The sequence below is a fragment of the Candidatus Dormiibacterota bacterium genome, from assembly GCA_035544955.1.
GTDB lineage: Bacteria > Chloroflexota > Dormibacteria > CF-121 > CF-121 > CF-13.
Map to the genome: position 1 here is coordinate 20,174 of DASZZN010000034.1, position 20,375 is coordinate 40,548.

The 20,375-nt window shown below is 66.3% G+C and carries 18 protein-coding genes and 1 tRNA gene; 13 read left to right on the forward strand and 6 right to left on the reverse strand.

Annotated features, from left to right (window positions below; genetic code table 11):
• Positions 1 to 28 precede the first annotated feature (28 nt).
• Together VHK65_12550 and VHK65_12555 are read right to left on the reverse strand one after the other, a co-directional pair.
• The gene (locus tag VHK65_12550) at positions 29 to 1,474 is read right to left on the reverse strand and encodes an ATP-binding protein (GenBank protein ID HVS06973.1); all 1,446 of its coding nucleotides are present in this window, start codon (positions 1,472 to 1,474) and stop codon (positions 29 to 31) included.
• Positions 1,471 to 2,145 (reverse strand): response regulator transcription factor, encoded by a 675-nt coding sequence (locus VHK65_12555; GenBank protein ID HVS06974.1) that lies wholly within the window; start codon positions 2,143 to 2,145, stop codon positions 1,471 to 1,473. The genes VHK65_12550 and VHK65_12555 overlap by 4 nt, the downstream gene beginning before the upstream one ends.
• Before the next feature lie 139 nt (positions 2,146 to 2,284).
• Here VHK65_12555 and VHK65_12560 point away from each other — a divergent pair, with 139 nt between their 5' ends.
• On the forward strand, positions 2,285 to 2,617 hold the full coding sequence (locus tag VHK65_12560; GenBank protein HVS06975.1) for a hypothetical protein: 333 nt from the start codon (positions 2,285 to 2,287) through the stop codon (positions 2,615 to 2,617).
• 59 nt (positions 2,618 to 2,676) lie between these two features.
• Here VHK65_12560 and VHK65_12565 read toward each other — a convergent pair whose 3' ends face one another.
• Positions 2,677 to 3,423 (reverse strand): DedA family protein, encoded by a 747-nt coding sequence (locus VHK65_12565; protein ID HVS06976.1) that lies wholly within the window; start codon positions 3,421 to 3,423, stop codon positions 2,677 to 2,679.
• Between the two features lie 151 nt (positions 3,424 to 3,574).
• On the opposite strand from VHK65_12565, the gene VHK65_12570 reads away from it, so the two are divergent.
• The 4 genes from VHK65_12570 (at position 3,575) to VHK65_12585 (ending at position 7,248) form a co-directional block, all read left to right on the forward strand.
• Complete coding sequence (locus VHK65_12570) at positions 3,575 to 3,925, forward strand: YciI family protein (GenBank protein ID HVS06977.1); 351 nt, start codon at positions 3,575 to 3,577, stop codon at positions 3,923 to 3,925.
• Between the two features lie 5 nt (positions 3,926 to 3,930).
• Positions 3,931 to 5,136 carry an RNA polymerase sigma factor gene (locus tag VHK65_12575; GenBank protein ID HVS06978.1) on the forward strand — a complete coding sequence of 402 codons (1,206 nt, stop codon included), beginning with the start codon at positions 3,931 to 3,933 and terminating at the stop codon, positions 5,134 to 5,136.
• A gap of 4 nt (positions 5,137 to 5,140) precedes the next feature.
• Positions 5,141 to 5,731: an orotate phosphoribosyltransferase gene (locus VHK65_12580; protein HVS06979.1), complete on the forward strand. Its 591-nt coding sequence runs from the start codon at positions 5,141 to 5,143 to the stop codon at positions 5,729 to 5,731.
• Between the two features lie 131 nt (positions 5,732 to 5,862).
• Positions 5,863 to 7,248, forward strand: coding sequence for an adenylate/guanylate cyclase domain-containing protein (locus VHK65_12585; GenBank protein ID HVS06980.1), 1,386 nt, complete (start codon positions 5,863 to 5,865; stop codon positions 7,246 to 7,248).
• A 1-nt stretch (position 7,249) separates the two neighbouring features.
• Here the strand turns inward: VHK65_12585 and VHK65_12590 are convergent, their stop codons facing one another.
• Together VHK65_12590 and VHK65_12595 are read right to left on the reverse strand one after the other, a co-directional pair.
• Positions 7,250 to 7,660 carry a PaaI family thioesterase gene (locus tag VHK65_12590; GenBank protein HVS06981.1) on the reverse strand — a complete coding sequence of 137 codons (411 nt, stop codon included), beginning with the start codon at positions 7,658 to 7,660 and terminating at the stop codon, positions 7,250 to 7,252.
• Between the two features lie 19 nt (positions 7,661 to 7,679).
• Positions 7,680 to 9,083 (reverse strand): glutamine synthetase family protein, encoded by a 1,404-nt coding sequence (locus VHK65_12595; protein HVS06982.1) that lies wholly within the window; start codon positions 9,081 to 9,083, stop codon positions 7,680 to 7,682.
• Positions 9,084 to 9,220: 137 nt separating this feature from the next.
• On the opposite strand from VHK65_12595, the gene VHK65_12600 reads away from it, so the two are divergent.
• Positions 9,221 to 10,261 (forward strand): hypothetical protein, encoded by a 1,041-nt coding sequence (locus VHK65_12600; GenBank protein ID HVS06983.1) that lies wholly within the window; start codon positions 9,221 to 9,223, stop codon positions 10,259 to 10,261.
• Between the two features lie 17 nt (positions 10,262 to 10,278).
• Positions 10,279 to 10,809 carry a nitroreductase family protein gene (locus tag VHK65_12605; GenBank protein ID HVS06984.1) on the forward strand — a complete coding sequence of 177 codons (531 nt, stop codon included), beginning with the start codon at positions 10,279 to 10,281 and terminating at the stop codon, positions 10,807 to 10,809.
• Here VHK65_12605 and VHK65_12610 read toward each other — a convergent pair.
• The gene (locus VHK65_12610) at positions 10,781 to 12,676 is read right to left on the reverse strand and encodes a bifunctional homocysteine S-methyltransferase/methylenetetrahydrofolate reductase (protein HVS06985.1); all 1,896 of its coding nucleotides are present in this window, start codon (positions 12,674 to 12,676) and stop codon (positions 10,781 to 10,783) included. The two genes, VHK65_12605 and VHK65_12610, sit on opposite strands and share 29 nt — an antisense overlap.
• A gap of 64 nt (positions 12,677 to 12,740) precedes the next feature.
• Between VHK65_12610 and VHK65_12615 the strand changes: the two genes are divergently transcribed.
• The 6 genes from VHK65_12615 to VHK65_12640 all read left to right on the forward strand — a co-directional run bounded on the left by VHK65_12615 (position 12,741) and on the right by VHK65_12640 (position 20,342).
• Positions 12,741 to 14,249 carry an NAD(P)/FAD-dependent oxidoreductase gene (locus VHK65_12615; GenBank protein ID HVS06986.1) on the forward strand — a complete coding sequence of 503 codons (1,509 nt, stop codon included), beginning with the start codon at positions 12,741 to 12,743 and terminating at the stop codon, positions 14,247 to 14,249.
• 40 nt (positions 14,250 to 14,289) lie between these two features.
• A tRNA-Asn gene (locus VHK65_12620) sits at positions 14,290 to 14,364 on the forward strand.
• 60 nt (positions 14,365 to 14,424) lie between these two features.
• Complete coding sequence (locus VHK65_12625; protein HVS06987.1) at positions 14,425 to 16,272, forward strand: hypothetical protein; 1,848 nt, start codon at positions 14,425 to 14,427, stop codon at positions 16,270 to 16,272.
• 26 nt (positions 16,273 to 16,298) lie between these two features.
• Entirely contained in the window at positions 16,299 to 17,333 is a 1,035-nt protein-coding gene (locus tag VHK65_12630) for a Gfo/Idh/MocA family oxidoreductase (GenBank protein HVS06988.1), read from the forward strand.
• A complete protein-coding gene (locus VHK65_12635) occupies positions 17,330 to 18,466 on the forward strand; it encodes a DegT/DnrJ/EryC1/StrS family aminotransferase (GenBank protein ID HVS06989.1) in 1,137 nt (378 codons plus the stop codon). The genes VHK65_12630 and VHK65_12635 overlap by 4 nt, the downstream gene beginning before the upstream one ends.
• Before the next feature lie 34 nt (positions 18,467 to 18,500).
• Entirely contained in the window at positions 18,501 to 20,342 is a 1,842-nt protein-coding gene (locus tag VHK65_12640; protein ID HVS06990.1) for a hypothetical protein, read from the forward strand.
• Positions 20,343 to 20,375: the final 33 nt, after the last annotated feature.

Here is a 20,375-nt window from a genome sequence, read left to right on the forward strand (position 1 = left end):
AAGCATAAACGCGCAGCGGAGAGAGAACCTAACCGGAGGTCGACGAGACTCCAGGGGAGGGTAGCGCGGCGGGGAAGAGTTTCGGGAGGAAGAGCCGGAAGGTGGCGCCGGAGCCGTTTTGATCCAGCAACTGCAGGCTGCCACCGTGCGATTCCGCGATCGCCCGGCTGAGGGCGAGACCCAGTCCGGCGCCGGCGGTATCGCGGGCGCGCGCGGTGTCCGCCCGGACAAACCGTTCGAAGAGCACCGAGCGAGCGGCTGCCGGGACGCCGGGCCCCTCGTCGCGCACGTCGATGTTCCAGCCTCGCGGCGTGGGGGCGCCGATCAGTTGGACCGCGCTCCCTTCCGGCGTGTGACGCGTGGCGTTGTCGATCAGGTTGTCCATGACCCGCCGCAGCAGGTCGGGGTCCCCAAAGACGCTCCCGGAATCGGGTGCGTCCACGTCGACCCGGACGTGCCGCGTTTCCGCAACCGGCCGCCAGCGCGCCGCCGTCTCGTGGAGAAAGTCGGCGACATCGAGATTCGTCTCCGCCGGCTGCAGCGCGCCGGCGTCGGCCCGGGCCAGCATCAGCAGCTGGTCGACCATCCGGGCCATGTGCTCGACCTCGGCCTCGAGCCCGCGCAGGACCTGCTGGTACTCGGCCGGGGTGCGTGCCCGGGCAAGGGTTCCTTCCAGCTCACTGCGCATCAGCGCCAGCGAGGAGCGCAGCTCGTGCGACGCGTCCGCCGTGAAGCGCCGCAGGCTCTCGAAGCTCGCCTCGAGGCGCGCCAGCATCCCGTTGAAGGTCTCGACCAGCTCGCCGAGCTCATCCGGCGGAACGTCGACCTCAACGCGACGATTGAGGTCGTGCTGGCTCAGCGAGCGCGCGGTCGAGGCGATGCGTCGCACCGGCTCGAGAATGTTGCCCGCCAGACGGTGCGCCAGCAGCGTTCCCGCGAGCACGATCAGGGCCGACAGGACGCCGAGGAAGAGGATGGTTTGATTCAAGGCCGTCTGCAGCTCGCTGACCGAGCGGCTGACGATCAACACCGCCGTCGCTCCCTGGCTCGTCTGCAGCGGGAGTGCGTAGACGAGGCGCGGCACTCCCCGGCTATCGCGCACGCTGAACGGTGGAGCCGGCGTCTTGTTCGTCCGCGCGGTAGCCGCGATTCCGGCGAGGGTCGCGTCGGAGAGGGCCTGTCCCGGCGTCTGGCTGATCGAGCCATCGGGGGCCACGATCGCCGCATCGACCGCGATCCCCTGCTGGGTCTCCGTCGGCAGATCGCCCGCCCCGAAGCGCACCTGGCCGTTGACGTCGTCGATGCCGCTGGCAATGGTATTGGCATGGGAGACGAGAACGTCAGCCGCGGCACCGGTCTCCGCCCGCGAGAGCGCGAGGTAGAGGGCGACGTCGGCCACCACGATCGCGAGAGCGAGGACGGCGGCGAAGGCGAGCGTGAGCCGGACGCGCGTGCCGGCGAGCATCCGGCTCATCGACGCGGTTCTAAGCGGTACCCGGCTCCACGGACCGTGACAAAGGGATCGCCGGCGCCGGCCGTGATGAGCTTGCGCCGCAGCCGTCCCATGTAAACCTCGACCAGGTTGTGCCCGCCCTCGAAGTCGTAATCCCAGACGTGGTCGATGATCTGCGCCCTCGTCAGCAGGCGTCCCGGATGATGCATGAAGAAGTCGAGGATCGCGAATTCCTTGGCGGTCAGCTCGACGTACTTGTCCGAGACCTTGAGGGTGTGGGCTGCCGTGTCGAGCACGATATTGCCCGCCGTGAGCACGGAGGTGCGATCGGGGAGGTGCCGCCGGGCGAGCGCCCTGATGCGCGCGAGCAGCTCACGCATGGCGAACGGTTTGACCATGTAGTCGTCGGCGCCGGCTTCCAACCCGCGCACCCGGTCGTCGACCGCATCGCGGGCCGTCAACATCAAGATCGGCGCGCTCACTTTCTGCTGACGGAGCTGGCGGCTGACCGAGAGTCCATCGGCGCCCGGCAGCATGACGTCCATGACCAGCACGTCGTAGGGCGTACTGAGCACCGCCGCGATCCCGTCGTTGCCCTCGTGGACGATGTCGACGGCGAGCCCCGACTCGCCCAGAGCCCGCTGAATGCTGGCCGCCAGCTTGCGGTCGTCCTCGATCAGCAACACTCTCATGCCCTCCAGTATCCGTACGGCGCCTAAAAGATATCTAAAAGCCTGCGCTGCCCCCGTTTTAGGGTGGGTTCATTTGCCGTGGCCAGACTTGGGCGTCAGGTCCCCCTTGCACGGGCCAAACCTTAGGAGGTGTCCATTATTGAAGACGCCGAAGACGATTGGGCTGCTGGCTGTGCCAGTGGTTCTCGCGGCGGCGATCGTTTCTGCGACCGGGGCCTTCGCGAAGGCGCCGGCGCACCAGTCAGCGGCGAGTCTGGTGACCGTGAAGTTCAGCGCGCTGGGTGCCGTTGACGCCGTAAAATCAACCGTGGCGGCAGCAAGCGTGGCCGCGGCGGCCCCGAGCCAAGCGACCACCGAACCGACCGAATCGGCAACCGAACCGGCCTCGACCGAGACGACCGACGCCGCCGGCGGTCACGCGGACAACGCGAACGACCCGAACGTCGACCATCAGTTCAACGGCGAGGAGTAGCGCTCCCCATATACCAGGCCCGGAGGACGCCTACCCTCAGTCCTCCGGGTCTCCCCGCATCAAGCCGGCTCTGGCTTTGCTGCTTGGCGTAGCAGGACAAGAAGGTAGATGCCGAAGGCGAGGACGATGACCGCCGGCAGGATCACGTAGCCCTCCCGATGAAGCTGGAGCAGATGCCCGATCCGCCCGCCGAACACGGCGCCGAGCATCATGAAGAATCCCGCCCAGACGGCCGTCGAGATGGCGACGCTCGCGATAAAGACCCCGTAGGGGACGCGAAAGATCCCGGCGGCGACCGTGAGCGGCACGCGAAGTCCGGGGATGTGCCGCCCGAAGACGAGCGTCCAGACTCCATAGCGACCAAACCACCGCTCGGCGCGGTCGATGCGCGCCGGCGTCAAGTGCAGCACCCTCGCGAGCCGGTGCTCGACGATGGAGCGTCCCCAGCGCTGCGAGACCCAGTAGAGGTTGCTCGCGCCGAGCACGACGACGGCGATCAGCCCCAGCCAGGCCGCCAGCCAGGTCAGCAGGCCGTGACCAGCGTGATGGCCGATGTACATGACGAAGACGTCGCCGGGCATTGGCATTGGGACGCCGGACTCTTCGAGGTAGAGCAGCCCGAAGGCCGCCGCCATACCGAACTGTCGCAGGAGGTGCCCGACGAAGAACGCACCATCCCGGACGAGTTCGGGGAGGTCTCCCTCAAGGATCGCGAAGACCAACAGAGCGACGACCGCGGCGCCGAGCACGCCAACCGTCCAGCGGCGACGCTGGGCAGCGATCGCGGCAACCGCGCGTCGAGGCACGGGTCTCGGACTCCACCGCATGTGGCTCAACTTTGCCGGTCCTTCCTGAACAGCCTCTAAACGGCGCCTTCCGGCCCTAACTTAGTCTTAGACAGGAGCCGGTGTCGATTTTCCGGGGTTGCCGTTTGTCGTAAGGGCAGGAGGTGAAAACATGAAATACGTATTTCTTTTCTGTGGAACGGCGGCCGACCAGGCCGCTTTTGACGCGCTAACCCCGGACGAACTCAGGCAGCGGTATAGCCAGGTCGGGCGCTGGTTCGCGGAAAATCAGGCGCGGCTTGGCCATGGTAATCAGTTACAGGGTCCCGACACGGCAACGACGATTCGTTTCCAGGCCGACGGCAAGCCACTGGTGAAAGATGGTCTCTTCCTCGAGGGCAAGGAGATCGTCGGCGGATACGCCGAGGTCGAGGTTGCCAATCTTGACGAGGCACTGGCCATGGCCAAGAGTTGGCCAGGGCGTGGGACGCTAGAGATCAGGCCGGTTATCGAGCAGCGATAGCAAGAGTGAGGAGCGCCGCCGCACCGGCTGCGTCGGTTCTCGCCGAGGTCTTCCGCGAGGAAGCGGGCCGGATCACGGCTACACTCATCCGCCGTTTCGGCGATTTTGACCTGGCGGAGGAGTGCGCCCAGGACGCGTTGGTCGCGGCCATGGAAAGCTGGCCGCGGCAGGGCATTCCGGCCCGACCCGGCGCGTGGCTCCTGACCGTCGCCTCGCGGCGCGCCCTCAACCGAATCGAGCGCGACAAACGGTACGACCGCAAGCTCGCTGAAGTGGCGCTCGAGCCTCGACGCGACGAAGAGGACGATCGGCTGCGGCTCATCCTGACTTGTTGCCATCCCGCGCTCTCCCGCGAGGCCCAGGTTGGCCTCACCCTGCGTGCGGTATGCGGTTTCAGCACGGCGGAAATCGCGCGAGCTTTCGTGGCCTCCGAAGAGACCGTGGCTCAGCGGCTGGTGCGAGCCAAGCGCAAGATCGCACTGGCGGGCATTCCGTATCGAGCCCCATCCGGAGCTGAGCTCGCCGAGCGCCTGGGCGAAGTGCTCGCCGTGCTCTACCTCTTCTTCAACGAGGGCCACCTCTCAACGCACGGCACCGCCCCGTTCCAGCGCGATCTCGCCGAGGATGCAACCTGGCTGGCCGCGCTCCTTTCGCGACTGCTGCCTGACGAACCCGAGGTCCTCGGGCTGCTCGCGCTGATGAAGCTTCATCTCGCGCGTGGCGACTCCCGATTCACGCAATCCGGCGAGTTGGTCCTTCTTGCTGACCAGGATCGCGCCCAATGGGACGCGACCCTGATTGCCGAGGCGATCACCCTGATCGAACGGGCTGCACGCCTCGGCCGGCCCGGGCCGTACCAGATCGAGGCGGCGATTACCGCGTGCCATGCGGAGGCGCCCAGTTTCGAGGCGACGGACTGGCTTCAAATCGTCGTGCTGTACGACATGCTGCTCGCGCTGGCGCCGTCTCCGGTTGTCCGGCTCAACCGTGCGATCGCGCTCTGGAAGGTCGAGGGTTCGGCGCCGGCGCTGCAAGAGCTGGAGGCGATCGCGCCGATGTTGGACGGCTATCACTTGTTCCATGCGGCACACGCCGAGTTGTTGAACGACCTCGGCCGTCGCGAACAGGCGCGAGCGGCGCAGCGACGCGCCCTGGACCTGACCGAGAACTTCTCGGAGCGCTCGCTCCTCGAGCAGCGGCTTTTCCGGTAGGGTCGTGCCAGCGAAAAGCCTGGTCGAGCTGATGGCCCGTCGAAGCGGGCATTTCCGTTTCGAGTCCGGTCACCACGGCGATCGCTGGCTCGAGCCCGATCTATTGCTGCAGCGCCCGACGGCGCTTCGGCCTTTCGCCATCGCGCTCTCCCAACGGCTTCTGCGACACGATTTTAAGGTCGTCTGTGGCCCGCTGACCGGTGGCGCCTTCCTGGCGGAGATGGTGGCGGAGCAGTGTGACGCCGCGTTTGCCTTTGCCGAGCGCTTTGCGCCGCCGCCATCGAAGGCCTTGTACCAGGTGCGCTATCGGATCCCCAATGCGCTACGTGATGGTTTGCGAGGTGCGACGGTCGCGATCGTGAACGACGTGACCAATGCTGGATCGGCTGTGGGCGGAACCTACGAGGACCTGCTCGCCTGCGGCGCTCGGCCGGTGGCATTCGGGACGCTCATTGCCTTCGGCGCGTGGTCAACCCGCTTCGCGCACGATCACGACCTCGCCCTGGAGGCGCTCGAGCGCTTGGGGAACAACCTGTGGACGCCCGAGGAATGTCCGCTGTGTGCCGCGCACGAACCGCTCGAGGATCCATCCTAGAGCCATGGCACGGAATCCGTCCCTCGCTGAGTGGGCTGCTGCACACGGCAGCAGAGTGCGTAAAGCGTTTGAGGCCGAATCCTTCCTGTAGCCTCGATCGTCACACGTTGACGAGCGCAGGTGGTTCGCTCATGCTCGATGCCATGGTTCCCGAGACTAAGTACGCCAAAAGCGGCGACGTTCACATCGCATACCAGGTGCTGGGTCAGGGACCGATCGATCTGATCTTCATTCCGGGCTGGGTCACCCATGTTGAGCTGGCCTGGGAGAATCCTCATCAGAGCCGGTTCCTCAAACGCCTCGCCTCTTTCTCGCGCCTGATCTTGTTTGACAAGCGCGGTGTGGGCCTTTCCGACCGGGTTCCCTCGAATCAGCTACCGATTCTCGAAGAGCGGATGGACGACGTTCGGGCGGTGATGGAGGCGGCGGGCTCCAGGCGTGCAGCCCTGTTCGGCGTCTCTGAGGGCGGCGCGATGAGCGCATTGTTCGCTGCCACCTATCCGGAGCAGAGTGCGGCACTTATCCTCTACGGTTCGTTCGCGCGCACCGGCTCGTATCTGATGACCGATGAGGAGTTGGAGGCGCGACTCAGGGCTATCGAGACCGCATGGCCGGACTCCATCGATCCGAGTCTTCCGGCGCCGAGCCTCTCGACCAACCCGGGCTACCGCGAATCCTGGCGCACCTTCATGCGACACGCCGCCAGCCCGGGAGCAGCGATCGCTCTTCTTCGCATGAACAGTCAGATCGACGTACGCGACGTGCTTCCCACGATCCGCGTCCCAACGCTCGTGCTCTACCGCCGTGACGCCCGCTTTGGTCATGGTGCCTCCGCCTGGCGAGAAGCCGGTGGCGACGTGATCACTCCAGCCAGCGAGGCGAACTTCATGGCGACTCAGATTCCAGGTGCCCAACTCGTTGAGCTTTCCGGCGTCGACCATCTGCCATGGGCAGGTGATACCGAAGCGCTCCTCGGTGAAATCGAGGAATTCGTCACGGGAGTTCGGCGAGGACCTGATCCGGACCGGGTCCTCGCTACGATCCTTTTCACTGACATCGTCGGCTCCACGGCGACAGCTGCACGACTTGGCGACCGAGATTGGCGAAATCTTCTGGCCCGGCATAACGCCCTGATCCGGCGCCAGCTCGAGCGTTTCCGCGGACAGGAGGTCAGCACGACCGGTGATGGATTCTTTGCGTCGTTCGATGGCCCGGCAAGGGCGATTCGCTGCGCCCGGACGATTGCTGAGTCGGTGACCGCCCTCGGTTTAACGATCAGAGCCGGCGTTCATACAGGCGAGTGTGAGCTCGGCGAAGGAAAACTTGCCGGGATCGCCGTGCACATCGCGGCTCGCATCGCGGACCTCGCTGGACCGGGCGAGGTACTCGTCTCGAGCACCGTCAAGGATCTGGTCGTCGGCTCGCAGATCGACTTCGTTGATCGTGGCGTTCGGGCCCTCAAGGGGGTGCCGGGCGAATGGCGCCTCTATGCGGTTAGAAACGTCGCCGACGCGTAGCTTAGCGATCGAGGGGAACGTTCTGGAGGCGGACCTGTCCACGGGCGACAACCTTGCCGTCGTCGGCTCTCGTGATGATGACCTGCCACAGCTGCTGCGTGGCACCCTGTTGGATCGGCTCGGCGACGACCTTGACGCGGCCGCTCTTGTGCGGGCGGAGAAAGTCCGTGACGTTGTTGACGCCCACCGCGAACTGGCCGCGATCCAGAACCGCCGCCGATGCCCCGACGCTCGCCGCGCTCTCGATCGCGGTTGTGTACGCGCCGCCATGGACGACGCCCCACGGCGTGTGCTGGTCCGGACCGAGCTCGATCCACGCGACCACCCGGTCTGGACTGACCGACTCGAACGTCATCCCGAGCGCTTTGAGGAATGCGCTCGGCTCATCGAAGCGGGGGAGTTGCGGGGTCAGGCTTTTCAAATGAAGGACGTCAGTACTTATAGATGTGCTGACGGAACTCGAAGGCCTCGTCCTCCGCGGCAAAGGCCTCGATGTCGAGGTCTTTGACGGCCAGGTAGGAGGTGGCGAGGCGCTCACCCAGCGCGTCGGTGAGCGTGCTGTCGCGTTTCAGGTTCGCGATCGATTCTTTGAGACTCGTGGGCAGGCGGTCGGCGCCGATCGCCTGGCGCTCGTGGTCGCTCAGGGTGTAGGGGTCGACGGTCGCGGGCGGCGAGAGGGTGAGCCGCCGCTCGATGCCATCGAGTCCGGCGGCGATCACACCGCCGAGCGAGATGTAGGGGTTGGCGCTGGAGTCGGACGCTTTCAGTTCGACGTTGGTGGACGCTTCCTCGTGGCCTTTGAACGGCGAGGCAACGCGCAGGGCGCCCTCCCGATTGTCGGGTCCCCAGGCGCGATAGGCCGAGGCCCACATCTGCGGTTGCAGGCGCCGATAGGAGTTGACCGAGGGGCAGGTCAGGGCCAGCAGCGCCGGCAGGTGGTCGAGCACGCCCGCCATGAACTGGCGTGCCAGGGTCGAGATGTTGTACTGGGCGCTGCCGTCATAGAAGCGGTTGACGCTCTGGTCCTGGTTCCAGCCTGAGAAATGCAGGTGGCAGCCGTTGCCCGCCTGATCACCCCAGGGCTTGGGCGCGAAAGACGCATAGCGACCGTGCCGGAGAGCGACGCCTCGCACCGTCTCGCGATAGATGATGTGGCGGTCGGCCGCTCGCAGCGCCGGCGCATGACGGATCGAAAGCTCCTGCTGGCCCCAGCCGAGCTCGGCGTAGTACTGCTCGACTGTCAGGCCCTGGGACTCCAGCGCGGCGACGATCTCGTCGATGACGGGTGCCGCGATGTTCATGCCGGTCGTCGTGAAACAGCCGCTGTCGTCGACGGGAGAGAAGTTGTCGCCGCCGTTTTTGATGGCCAGCGACCACTCGGGCTCGAAGGCCGCGATGAGCGAGAGGTCGTGGTCTTCGGCCGCGCGTTCGATCATCCGCTTGAGGAAGCCGCGCCCGTCGGCGGCGTAGGGCCGGCCGTCGAGCGTTTGCATGTCGACCAGGACGGTGCCGGTGTGCGGAGCATAGGGTGCAATGGCGAACGTGCTTGGATCAGGCACAAGACGGATCTCGCCAACCGGGCCCATCCCATCGACACTGGCCAAATGGTCGAGCATGGTGAAGGCCTGCATGGCGACCGTCAGGCCGATGCCGGTTTCGAGCCGCTCTTTCAGGTTGGTGATGCCGGCGCTCTTGCCACGGATGATGCCGTCGTTGTCGCAGTAGAGGAAGCGCACGAGGCGGAGGCCCGCTGCCTCCGCCTGTGCCACGACCTCTCGGCGCTTTGCCTCGATATCGGCAGCCGTTGCCGTGTCAGTCAGTGCGGTCGCCGCCATATCCCCTCCTTGGACGGCTTTGTGTGAACACATGTACCGTGCTGGACCACGCGTGTCAAGGGTCTAGGAAGTTACACAAATCTGTGATGGTCGCGTTGACTTCGCCATAAGGCACGCGCTATGGTGGCCCATCTTCGATGGGTCCAGAAAAGCCCGCTCGCCCCTTCTTCATCCGCAATCTGGATGCTGGCCCGCTGCTCGAGACCTTCCTGGTCTCGGCGGTCGCGGCTGTCCTCGGGGTGCGCTTCTTACTGGGTGCGACCGGGTATCCGCGCCTTGGCGGCGGCGGGCTCCATATCGCGCACATGCTCTGGGGCGGGGCGCTGCTGGTGGCCGGCGTCCTGATGTTGCTGGGCTACCTCGGCCACCGGATCCGGCGGGCGGCGGCGGTGCTTGCCGGCCTCGGATTCGGACTCTTCATCGACGAGCTGGGCAAATTCATCACCAGCGACAACAACTACTTCTACCGGCCGGCGATCGCGCTCATCTACGTGGTCTTTGTGCTGCTCTTCCTCTGGTGGCGCTCGCTGGAACGGCACCGGGTCTGGGACGAGGAGACGTACCTCGCCAACGCCTTGATGCTGCTGCAGGACGCCGCGCTGCACGACCTCGATCCGGCGGAGAAGTACCACCTGATTCGCTGGTTGCGCCAGAGTGGCGCCGCGGGCACCACCCTGCTGGGCGATATCGAGCACGTCGTGGCCGCCCGCCGGCCCGATCTTCCTGCCCGGAGCGCGTTTGGCGTACGGCTGCGATGGATCCAAAAGCGCATCGAGAGCGGCCTGCGCTCGCGCTGGAGCGGACGCCTTGCCATTGCGGTGCTGTTGGTCAGGGTGTTGGGCGCCATCGTGGCCAGCCTCACGCTCGTCTATTCGCCCGCGACGACAGGGCCTGGAGAGAGTGTCGATCTGCCGCTGCTGGTGGCCTCTGCCGTGTCGGGTGGTCTCGCCCTGGTCGGATTGGTGTATTTGGTGCTGCGGTCTCCTGTTCACGCGCTGCGCTGGTTCAAGCGCTCGATTCTCGCGTCGATCTTCCTGACGGACCTCTTCACCTTCTATTACCAGCAGCTGGGCGCACTGGCCGACCTGGCGGTCGATCTCATCCTGCTGGCCGTGTTCGAGGCCCTCATCGAGGTCGAGCACCGGCGCGCGGAGCGGCGTGAAGCGACCCCGGGCTGAGGCTTTAGACTGGGCCGGTGCCTGATACGAAGCTGATCAAGTCGCTGCGATCGGTGCGTCAGTTTTCGGACCGCGAGATCCCCGATGACGTTTTGCGCGACATCCTCGACACCGGCCGGTGGGCGGGATCGGCCAAGAACAGCCAACCGTGGGACCTGGTGGTCGTCACGAACCGCGACACGCTGACGGCGCTCTCCAAGTGCGGACGGTTCGCCGGGCACCTCGCCGGCGCGAAGCTGGCGCTCGCGCTCGTGATGCGTGGTGACGATGTCTGGAGCGGGATGGATGAGGGACGGCTCATGCAGAACCTGATGCTCGCCGCCTGGGCGCACGGCGTTGGCTCCTGCATCGGATCGATCTACCCAGAGCATCAGCAACGCGCGCGCGAGTTGCTGGGCATCCCCGAGAACCGCTATCTGCGGACGGTGCTCTCGATCGGGTATCCGGCCAGCCCAGAAGCGTTGCGCCTGCCGCCCAACGCCGGTATCCCGCGTGGGCGCCGGCCGCTGGACGACCTTGTTAGCCGGGAGCGGCTCGGGACGCGCTGACGCGCTCGTGGCGCAGCCAGCGAACGAGCTCGGCGACGACTTCGTAGCGGCCAAAGGAGGGCATCAGATAGACGCCCTGCACCAGGTGCCGGGTGTCGTTCAGCAGCTCGCGCGATTGCGTAAGCCCCTCGGCAATACCGTTTTCGCCGGCGGCACGCATGCGGTCGCGAAGTTGCTGCGGAACCACGATGCCCGGGACCTCGTTGTGCATGAATTCGGCGTGCCGCGATGACTGCAACGGAAGGACGCCGAGCAGGAATGGGATTGGCAGCGGCCCGGTCTTCTCGAAGAAGCGCTCCAGCGTCGCCAGGTCGTAGAGAGGCTGGGACATGGCCACGTCGGCACCGGCCTCGATCTTCTGGCGGAAGCGATCGATTTCGTGATCGAGGTCGTCCGCCGACGGGTTGACGGCGCACGCGATCGTGAAGTTAGCCGGCTTGCCGATCGATGTTCCGAGCCAGTCATAGCCCTCGTTGAGCCGCTGCAAGATCTTGATCAAGCCGATCGAATCGACATCCCAGACGCCCGTCGCCGACGGATAGTCGCCGATGCGCGGAGGGTCGCCGGTCAACGCGATGATGTTGCGGATGCCCAGGGCGTGCGCGCCGATCAGTTCCGCCTGCAGCGCCATCAGATTCTTGTCGCGTGAGGTGAAGTGGATCAGCGTGTCGATGCCGACTTCCTGCCTGATCATGATCGCCAGCGACAGGGCGCTCATGCGGACGCGCGCCATCGGGCTGTCGCCGATGTTGATCGCGTCGGCACCGGCATCTTTGATGAGCTGAGCGCCGGCGATGCATTTTGACGGGTTGAGACCGCGCGGCGGATCGATCTCGACGCTCACCACGAAGCTGCCCTGGGTGAGACGCTGGGCGAACGTCGTGGGGGGCAGCTGCTCGGCCGGGTTGAGATCGATCGGAACCGAGGTCGAGCGAGTGGCCTGGCGAATTCGGGGCGCGCCGGCAACCGGTTGAAGCGCGGCGCGCATGGCGGCGATGTGCGCCGGGGTAGTGCCACAGCAGCCGCCGATGTAGGCCACGCCGAGATCCGCCGCCTGGCGCGCATAGGTCGCGAAGTATTCGGGGGTGGCGAAGTAGAAGAACCGTCCTTCAACACGCGCAGGGAGTCCCGCGTTGGGCTGGCCGGAGAGCGGCAGCCGGGTCTGCTGGCGCATTTCCTCGAGCACCAGCAATGCGACCTGGGGACCGACGCCGCAGTTGACGCCGATGACGTCGACGCCGGCGCGCTCGAGCGCCTGGACCACCTGGCTGGGTTCCTCCGCGCTCAGCGTGAGGCCGTCTTCGGCGAAGGTCATCTGGGCGACGATCGGCAGGTCCGCGGTCTTCTTTGCCGCCGTGACGGCGGCGAGCAGCTCGGGGAGATTGGTAAAGGTCTCCAGCACCAGGAGATCCGCGCCGCCCTCGAGCAGCGCGGCGATCTGTTCTTCGAAAGCGGCCGTCGCCTGGGCGATGGTGATCCGGCCGATCGGCTCGAGCTGCTGACCGATGGGCCCGATCGACCCGGCGATAAAGACCGGCTCGCCGGAGATCTCGCGGGCCTCGCGCGCCAGCTTGACCGCCCGGAAGTTGATGTCCCGCACACGATTGTCGAGCCCGTGGCGGGCGAGCTTGATCCGGTTGGCTCCGAAGGTATTGGTCTCGATCAGCTCCGACCCAGCCGAAATGTACGCTCGGTGAATTTCCTCGACGATCTTGGGCTCGGTCAGGTTGAGCTCGTCGAAGGAACGCTCGAAGCTGACGCCCCGGGCGTGGAGCTGTGTGCCCATGGCGCCGTCGCCCAGGAGCGGACCTCGGCGAAGCCGCTCGACGAACGGATGGGTGCGGGGTTTCGGGCTGCCTGACGCCACGGACCGCAATAGTAAGGTAGAGGGCCGCAAGAGGGGTCGGCTACCGGGAGTTGCTCCCTTGCCGATGGCAGATGCGACTTCGCCCGGTTCGCAGAACCACGTGGTGGTGATGGGCGCCGGGCCCGCCGGCCTGTCGGCGGCCTACGAGCTGACGCGGCATGGGACCCCGGTCACGGTGGTGGAGAAGGACCCGCGGCAGGTGGGCGGCATCGCCCGCACGCTCGAGTTCATGGGCTGCCGGTTCGACGTCGGCCCGCACCGGTTCTTTTCGAAAAGCCCCGAGATCGAGGCACTCTGGACCGAGGTCCTTGGCGATCAGATCCGGCCGGTGTCCCGCCTGACGCGCATCATGTACCGGGGAAAGTTCTTCGACTATCCGATCAAGGCTTCGAACGCCTTTCTCAACCTCGGCCCGTATGAGACCGCGCGCTGCCTGGTGAGCTACGCGCGGGCGCGGCTCCGTCCGGTGGTCGATCCGCAGTCCTTCGAGGACTGGGTGTCGAATCAGTTTGGCCGGCGGCTGTTCGAGATTTTCTTCAAGACCTACACCGAGAAGGTCTGGGGGATCCCGACCAGCCAGCTGTCCGCCGACTGGGCGGGGCAGCGGATCCGTGGCCTGAACCTGCTCGAAGTGATGCGCAATGCCCTCCTACCCGCATCGTTGCGGGGTGGCGAGCACGCCATTGTGAAGACGCTCGTCGATTCATTCCGCTATCCGCGCTTGGGCGCCGGGCAGATGTGGGAGTCGGTGGCGGCGCGACTAAAGGCGAGCGGGCACCCGGTGCGGTTGGGCGAGGAGGTGATGGCTGTCCGTCACGCGGGTGGGCGAGTGTTGTCGGTGGTGGTGCGCGATAGCGCGGGTGGGACGCTTGATGTGCTGGGAAGCGAGTTCATCAGCACCATGCCGATCCGCGACCTGATCGCGAAGTTGCAGCCGGCCGCGCCGTCGATCGTGCGGGCGGCGGCCGACGCGCTCGGCTACCGCGACTTCATTACGGTCAACGTGGTCGTCGACCGCGCCGACGTCTTTCCCGACCAGTGGATTTACGTGCACGATCCGGGCGTCAAGGTCGGACGGATCGCGAATTTCAGGAATTTCAGCTCTGCGATGGTGGACGACAGTGGCCTGACGGGATTGGGAATGGAGTACTTCTGTTTCGAGCAGGACGGCATCTGGAGCTGGTCGGACGCGGAGTTATTGGACATGGGCCGGCGCGAGCTGGTCGCCTTGGGCATCTGCCGCGCGGACGAGGTGAAGGCGGGACTGGTCTACCGGCAGCCGAAGGCCTATCCCGTCTACGACGGCGCCTACCTCGGCAATGTCGCGGTCGTGCGCGAATGGCTGCAGCGGGCCTTGCCGAATCTGTGGCTCGTCGGCCGCAACGGGATGCATCACTACAACAATCAGGATCACTCGATGATGACGGGGATCCTGGTGGCGCGGAATATTGCCACGGGCGCGCACTACGATCCGTGGCTTGTCAACACCGACGCCGAGTACCAGGAAGAAGAGCGGGTGGGGGAGACGGGCACGCAAGCCGGCCGGCAGGTCCCGGAGCGGATCGCGAGCTAGCTGGCGGAGGTTGGCGGATATACTGGATCGCGCCTGGCGTTCCGGAGTAGCTCAACGGTAGAGCAGCGCGCTGTTAACGCGACGGTTCCCGGTTCGAATCCGGGCTCCGGAGCCAACTCGTTTCGATCCCCGGTGCCGATCAGCCAGAAGCGGTAGCCCACCGCGTTTTCACTCTGTGGCTTTACGGCTGGAGGAGACCGCAGCGCGCCGGCCGGCACAAGCCGTCGTGCGCTGGCCGCGACCATGGGTCGCCGCGGCCATCGGGCTCGCAGTCTACGTGGCGCTGGCCGTCGTGCTGTTCAGCAGCGCCTGGGTCTCACCACAGACCACCGCCGTCGGCCTGGGAACCGACCCGGTTTTTTCCATCTGGTTCTTGCGCTGGGTGCCCTTCGCGTTAGGCCATGGATGGAATCCCTTACTGACGACCTACCTGGACTATCCGGCCGGCGCCAACCTTTCTTGGAGCGGTCTCTTTCCGCTGCCGGCGCTCGTGCTGTCACCGGTCACCCTCTGGCTCGGTCCGGTGGTCGCCTATAACCTGCTCGCGACGCTGGGGCTGGCCTTCTCGGCGTGGGCGGGCTTCTTCGCGGCGCGGCGATTCGTCAGGTCGCCGTTCGCGGCTGCGCTCACCGGCCTGCTGTACGGATTCTCACCCGCGCTGATCGCGCAGTCCCTCGGGCACCCGCAGATTGCCGTTGCCTTCATCCCTCCGTTGATGCTGCTCGCTCTCGACGAGATCCTGGTGCGCCAGCGGTGGACCTGCCTCCGCAGCGGCGCGCTGCTAGGGTTGCTGGGTGCGGCCCAGCTGCTGACCGGCGAGGAGCTCCTCGCGGCCGAGGTCATCGTGGGGGCGGCTGGAACCGCCTTGCTGATGGCCGCCAAACGTAAGGAAATCGCCTCGCACCTCGGCTATGCCATGCGCGCGGCCGGGGTGGCGGCGATCGTTTTCCTGGTGCTGGTGGTCGGACCGCTGGCCTCGCAATTCTTCGGTCCTCAACGGGTGGTCGGCTCGCTGCAACCCGCCAACGTCTACGTCAGCGACCTCCTCAACTTCATCGCCCCGACCAGCGTGCAGCAGTTCGCGCCCGGCTTTGCCCTCCGGCTCAGTGACCAGTTCTCGGGGAGCCTCGCGGAGTGGGATGCCTACCTCGGTGTGCCTCTCCTGGTGCTGCTCGCCGTCGCGGCGATCCGGTCCCGCCCGCATTTGATGCTGCGCCTCTGCGCCTTGCTCGCGTTTCTCTTTGCGCTGCTCTCGCTGGGCATCACGCTGCACGTCGGCGGGCACGTCACACCGATCCCGGTCGTGCTCCTTGCCATCAGCTTCGTCGGGCTGCGGGGCTGGATCCCGCTGCGCGCCATCCTCTACACCTTCATCGGTCTCTGGGCCGGCCTCGCGATCGTCCCGGTGGTCAGCAATATCTTGCCCGGCCGGCTGATGCTGTTTGTCTTTCTCTTCGCAGGCATCCTGCTCGCCGGCTTTGTCGACCACGCCTTGCGCTGGCCCAACGGGCGCCACCGCGCGCTCGCCCTGGCCGCCGTCGGACTGGCGTTGCTTCCGCTCGTCCCGCGGACACCGTATCCAGCCGCCGCGATGTCGACGCCGGCCTTCTTTACGGGCGCGCTCGGATCGCTCCTGCCGGACGGATCGGTCACGCTGGTGGCGCCCTATGTCCGCGGCGGCAACACCGAGGGCATGCTCTGGCAGGCGCAGTCGGGAATGGCCTTCAAGATGCCGGAGGGCTATGCCTTGATCCCGGGGCCGCGGGCGAACCCTCCCAATAGCGTGCTCGGCAGCGAGATGGTCGCGATCGAGCACGGAGCCGCGCCGGACCTCAACCCCGACAGCTTGGATCGCATGCGGGCGGATCTGAACGCCTGGGCCGTCACGACTGTCGTCGTCGGGCCGATGCCGCACCGAGTGGCCGTGGTCGCGCTCTTTACCGAGTTGCTTGGCCGGCCGCCAGTGACGCGTGGTGGCGTCCAGCTTTGGACAGGCGTCACCGCGAGCAGCCGCCAGCAATAAATCGCCGGGCAATTCGTCATCAATTCGTGGCCATCGGCATCGGCTTGGTCGGCTGCGGCCGTTGGGGCCTGAACTACCTTCGGGCGTTCTCCGAGCTGGACGGATGCCGCGTGGTGGCGGCGTGCGATGTCAGCCCCGACCGGTTGCGAGAGGCCGAGCGGCGTGCGCCCGGCGTGCGGACCAGCCGAGAGCTCCACGAGATGCTGGCGGCCCCGGATGTTGACGCCGTCGTGGTCGCCACCGACGCCACGCGCCACTACGAGGTAGCGCGAGCCGTCCTGGAGGCGGGCAAGCACAGCCTCGTCGAAAAGCCGATGACCACCGACGTCGAGCACGCGCGTCAGTTGCGTGATCTGGCGGAGCAGAAGCACCTGGTGCTGATGGTCGGCCACGTCTTTCGCTACAAACCCGGCATCAACCACCTGCAGAAGGTGATCGGCTCCGGGACGCTCGGCCAGCTCGAGTACCTCACTTTCACCCGTACCAACCTGGGTCCGATCCGCTCCGACGTCAACGTCGTCTGGGATCTCATGACGCACGACGTCTCCATCCTGCTGCACTTGCTCAACCAGCGACCGTCCTGGGTGTCGGCCCAGGGTGCGTCGTTCCTCTCCTCGCGCTGCGAGGACGTGGCATTCGCAACGCTCGGCTTCGATGGTGGCGTCATCGCCAACGTTCGCGCCAGCTGGCTGGACCCGCGCAAGGTGCGGGAGATCACGGTGGTCGGCAGCGGGAAGATGGCGTTCTTCAACGACCTGGAAACCAACGAGCCGCTGCGCATCTTCGATAAGGGCGCCATGCGCGAGCCCAGCTACGAGACCTTCGGCGAGTTCAAGCTCGTCACCCACAGCGGCGAGGTGGTCAGTCCGGCGATTCCGGCCACCGAACCGCTCAAGAACCAGTGCCAACACTTTCTCCAGTCGGTAACGGCGCACCGTCAGGCCCTGAGCGATGGTAGTGATGGGCTGCGGGTCGTCGAGGTGCTCGTCGCCATCAACAAGTCGATTGCACAGCGCGGTGTACCGGTGATGCTGCGGCCCGCCCTTGCGAAAGCCGCATGAACCCGGCGGAGAGCAGCGCCGTCAAGTTCGTCGACCTGCACGCACAGATCCGCTCGCTGCAGCCGGCGCTCAGCGAAGCGATCGACGATGTCCTTCGGCGTGGCGACTTCATCCTCGGGGAGGCGGTGACGCTCTTCGAAAGCGAGTGGGCGCGCTACTGCGGCGTCAAGCACGCCATCGGCGTCGATTCGGGCCTCTCAGCGCTCGAGCTCGCGCTCCGAGCGGCCCGCGTCGGCGAGGGCGACGAGGTGATCACCCAGGCCAATACCTTCATCGCCACGGTGGGCGCGATCATGGCGGTCGGCGCGCGGCCGGTGCTGGTCGACTGCGACCACGAAGGCCAGGTGGACGTTGCGGCCGTCAAGCGCGCGATCACGAAGCGGACGAAGGCGATCCTGCCGGTCCACCTCTACGGCAAGATCGGCGAAATCGACTGGCTCCTCGAGCTCGCGGCAAAGTCCGGCGTGCGCGTCATCGAGGACGCGTGCCAGGCCCATGGTGCCCTCTACCGCGGTCATCGAGCCGGGAGCTTCGGCTGGGCCGCCGCCTTCAGTTTCTACCCCGCGAAAAACCTGGGCGCTTTTGGAGACGGCGGCATGCTCGTCACCAATGACGACGAGGTCGCGGCAACCGTTCGCACCCTGCGCAACTACGGCTCGAAGGCGAAATACGAGCACATCGCGCTGCCGCTCAATCACCGGCTCGACACCATTCAGGCGGCCGTTTTGCGCGTCAAGTTGCCGCAACTCGATGGCTGGAACGCTCGCCGTGCATACCTGGCGGACGCCTACCGCGAGCACCTGGCCGGCGGATCGGTCGGCCTCCCGACTGCGACGCAGGAAGGGCGCCATGTCTACCACCTGTTCGTGGTGCAGGCCGCACAACGCGACGCCCTGCGGGCCTCGCTGACGGCGCAGGGGATCGAAACCGGGATTCATTACCCGATCCCCCTTCACGCCCAGCCTGTCCTTGGCGGCCTCGGCTACCAGCTGGGGGCATTCCCCAATGCCGAGCGACTCGCCGCCCATAGCCTGTCGCTCCCGATGTATCCCGAAATGCCGCTGTCGCATGTCGAGCGGGTCGCCGACGCGATCACCGGGCGAAACACCCGGCGCGAGGCCGCCGCGGCGTGACCGCTATCACCCTCCCCTCACGGGGGAGGGGAGCGTGGGGGCCCTGAGCAAAATCTCCCTCCCCCGCTTGCAGGGGAGGGTAGGGTGGTGGGGGCTTCTTCCGTCTGCGCTACTCTATCTCGGCCTGGCGGCCCTGCTCTTCAGCAGCGTGTGGCGGTCCCCGACCACGCTGCAAGCGGGAGCGGGCGGTGACCCGCAACTGGTGCTTTGGCTCCTGCGCTGGTTTCCCTTCGCGCTCCAGCATGGGCAGATGCCGCTGCTGACCACTCACCTCGACTATCCGGCGGGCGTCAACCTGATGTGGAACACGGCGTTCATGCCGCTGGCCGCCCTGGTGGCGCCGCTGACGCTCGGCCCGGGTGCCGTCCTGGCGTCCAACGTCTTGCTGGTCCTCTCCCTGGGCCTGAGCGCGTGGTGCGCGTTCCTCGCGATTCGCCGCTACACGAACTCCTGGTTGGCCGCCTTCCTGGGCGGTCTGCTTTACGGCTTTTCGCCATTCATGGTGGCGCAGGCGCTCGGCCATCCGCAGATGACGGCGGCCTTCACCCCGCCCTTGATGTTGATCGTGCTCGACGAGCTGATCGTGCGACAGCGCCGTCGCGCGATCTGGCTGGGATTGGCGCTGGGCGTGGTCGGAGCGGTCCAGCTGCTGATCGCCGAGGAAGTACTCGCCACCGAGGCGCTGGTCGCGACGCTGGGGGTGGCGTTGCTCGTGGGCATGTACCCCGGTCAGTTGCGGATCCGGGCGCCGTTCGTCCTGCGCGGCCTCGGCATTGCCGCCGTGGCGATCATTGTGCTCACCGGCTATCCGCTCGCGGTTCAGTTCTTCGGGCCGCAGCAGGTCCACGGCAGCATCTGGGGTCAGCGCCTGTTCGTCAGCGACCTCCTCGGCTTCATTGTGCCCACTCCTATGCAGGGTGTGCGGCCGCCCTTTGCCGACGCGATTACGCACCGGTTCTCGACCGGCATCTATGAATGGGACGCCTACCTGGGTTTACCACTGATCGCCGTACTGGTGATTGTGGCCAGGCGCGCCAACGACAACCGATTGATCCAGTTCGCGACGCTGATGCTGATCTCCATCGCCGCGCTGTCGATGGGTCCTGTGATCCACGTGGCCGGCCTGAGCACGCCCGTCCCGGTGGCTCTGTTTGCCCTTCTCCTCCCCTTCGTCGCGGGTGCGCGGATCGCCCGCCGGTGGTTGATCTATCCGTTCATCGCGGCCTGGGCGGGCCTCACGCTATTGCCGGTCCTCAACCAGGCGCTCCCCGATCGGTTGATGCTGTACGCGTTCCTCTTCGCCGGCCTCCTGTTTGCCCTCTTCATTGACGCTCTCCCGTCGCGCATTTCCCCTCCCCCTATGGGGGAGGGCAGGGTGCGGGTTCTTGCCAGCTTGGCCGCCGTGGCGCTCGTGATCGTGTCGCTGATTCCCCGGTTGCCTTACCCCGTCGCGCCGGTGAAGGTGCCGGCATTCTTTGCCAGTGCGGCGGCTGAACGCATTCCCGAGGGGAGTGTCGCATTGATCGCCCCCTATTCGCGGCAGTGGCGTGCCGAGGCCATGGTGTGGCAAGCGGCGAGTGGGATGCGCTTTCGGATGCCCGAAGGCGACGCGATCGTCCCGGGCCCCTCGCTGAGCCCACCGTCCAGCGCGCTCGGCTCGCTGCTCGTCAAGCTCGAGGGAGGCGCGGCGGCGGTGCCGCCGCCCGAGGCGATGCGGCCCACGTTGATGGCCGACCTGCGCCACTGGGATGTGCGCACGGTGATCGTCGGGCCGATGGATGGTCACGAGGCCGTTGCCGCGATGTTCACCTGGATGCTAGGGCGGCCGGCAGAAACGGTTGGCGGCGTCGACGTCTGGTGGGACGTCGGCAAGTAATTCCCTCCTCTGGGGGAGAGAAGGGTGGGGCTC

Bases quoted from the DNA above. Each gene is read 5' to 3' on its own strand.
- VHK65_12570 (HVS06977.1), top strand. From the start codon at position 3,575: ATGAAATACGTATTTCTTTTCTGTGGAACGGCGGCCGACCAGGCCGCT.
- VHK65_12600 (HVS06983.1), top strand. From the start codon at position 9,221: ATGGGTCCAGAAAAGCCCGCTCGCCCCTTCTTCATCCGCAATCTGGAT.
- VHK65_12550 (HVS06973.1), bottom strand. From the start codon at position 1,474: ATGAGCCGGATGCTCGCCGGCACGCGCGTCCGGCTCACGCTCGCCTTC.
- VHK65_12595 (HVS06982.1), bottom strand. From the start codon at position 9,083: ATGGCGGCGACCGCACTGACTGACACGGCAACGGCTGCCGATATCGAG.
- VHK65_12635 (HVS06989.1), top strand. From the start codon at position 17,330: ATGAACCCGGCGGAGAGCAGCGCCGTCAAGTTCGTCGACCTGCACGCA.
- VHK65_12615 (HVS06986.1), top strand. From the start codon at position 12,741: ATGGCAGATGCGACTTCGCCCGGTTCGCAGAACCACGTGGTGGTGATG.
- VHK65_12585 (HVS06980.1), top strand. From the start codon at position 5,863: ATGCTCGATGCCATGGTTCCCGAGACTAAGTACGCCAAAAGCGGCGAC.
- VHK65_12555 (HVS06974.1), bottom strand. From the start codon at position 2,145: ATGAGAGTGTTGCTGATCGAGGACGACCGCAAGCTGGCGGCCAGCATT.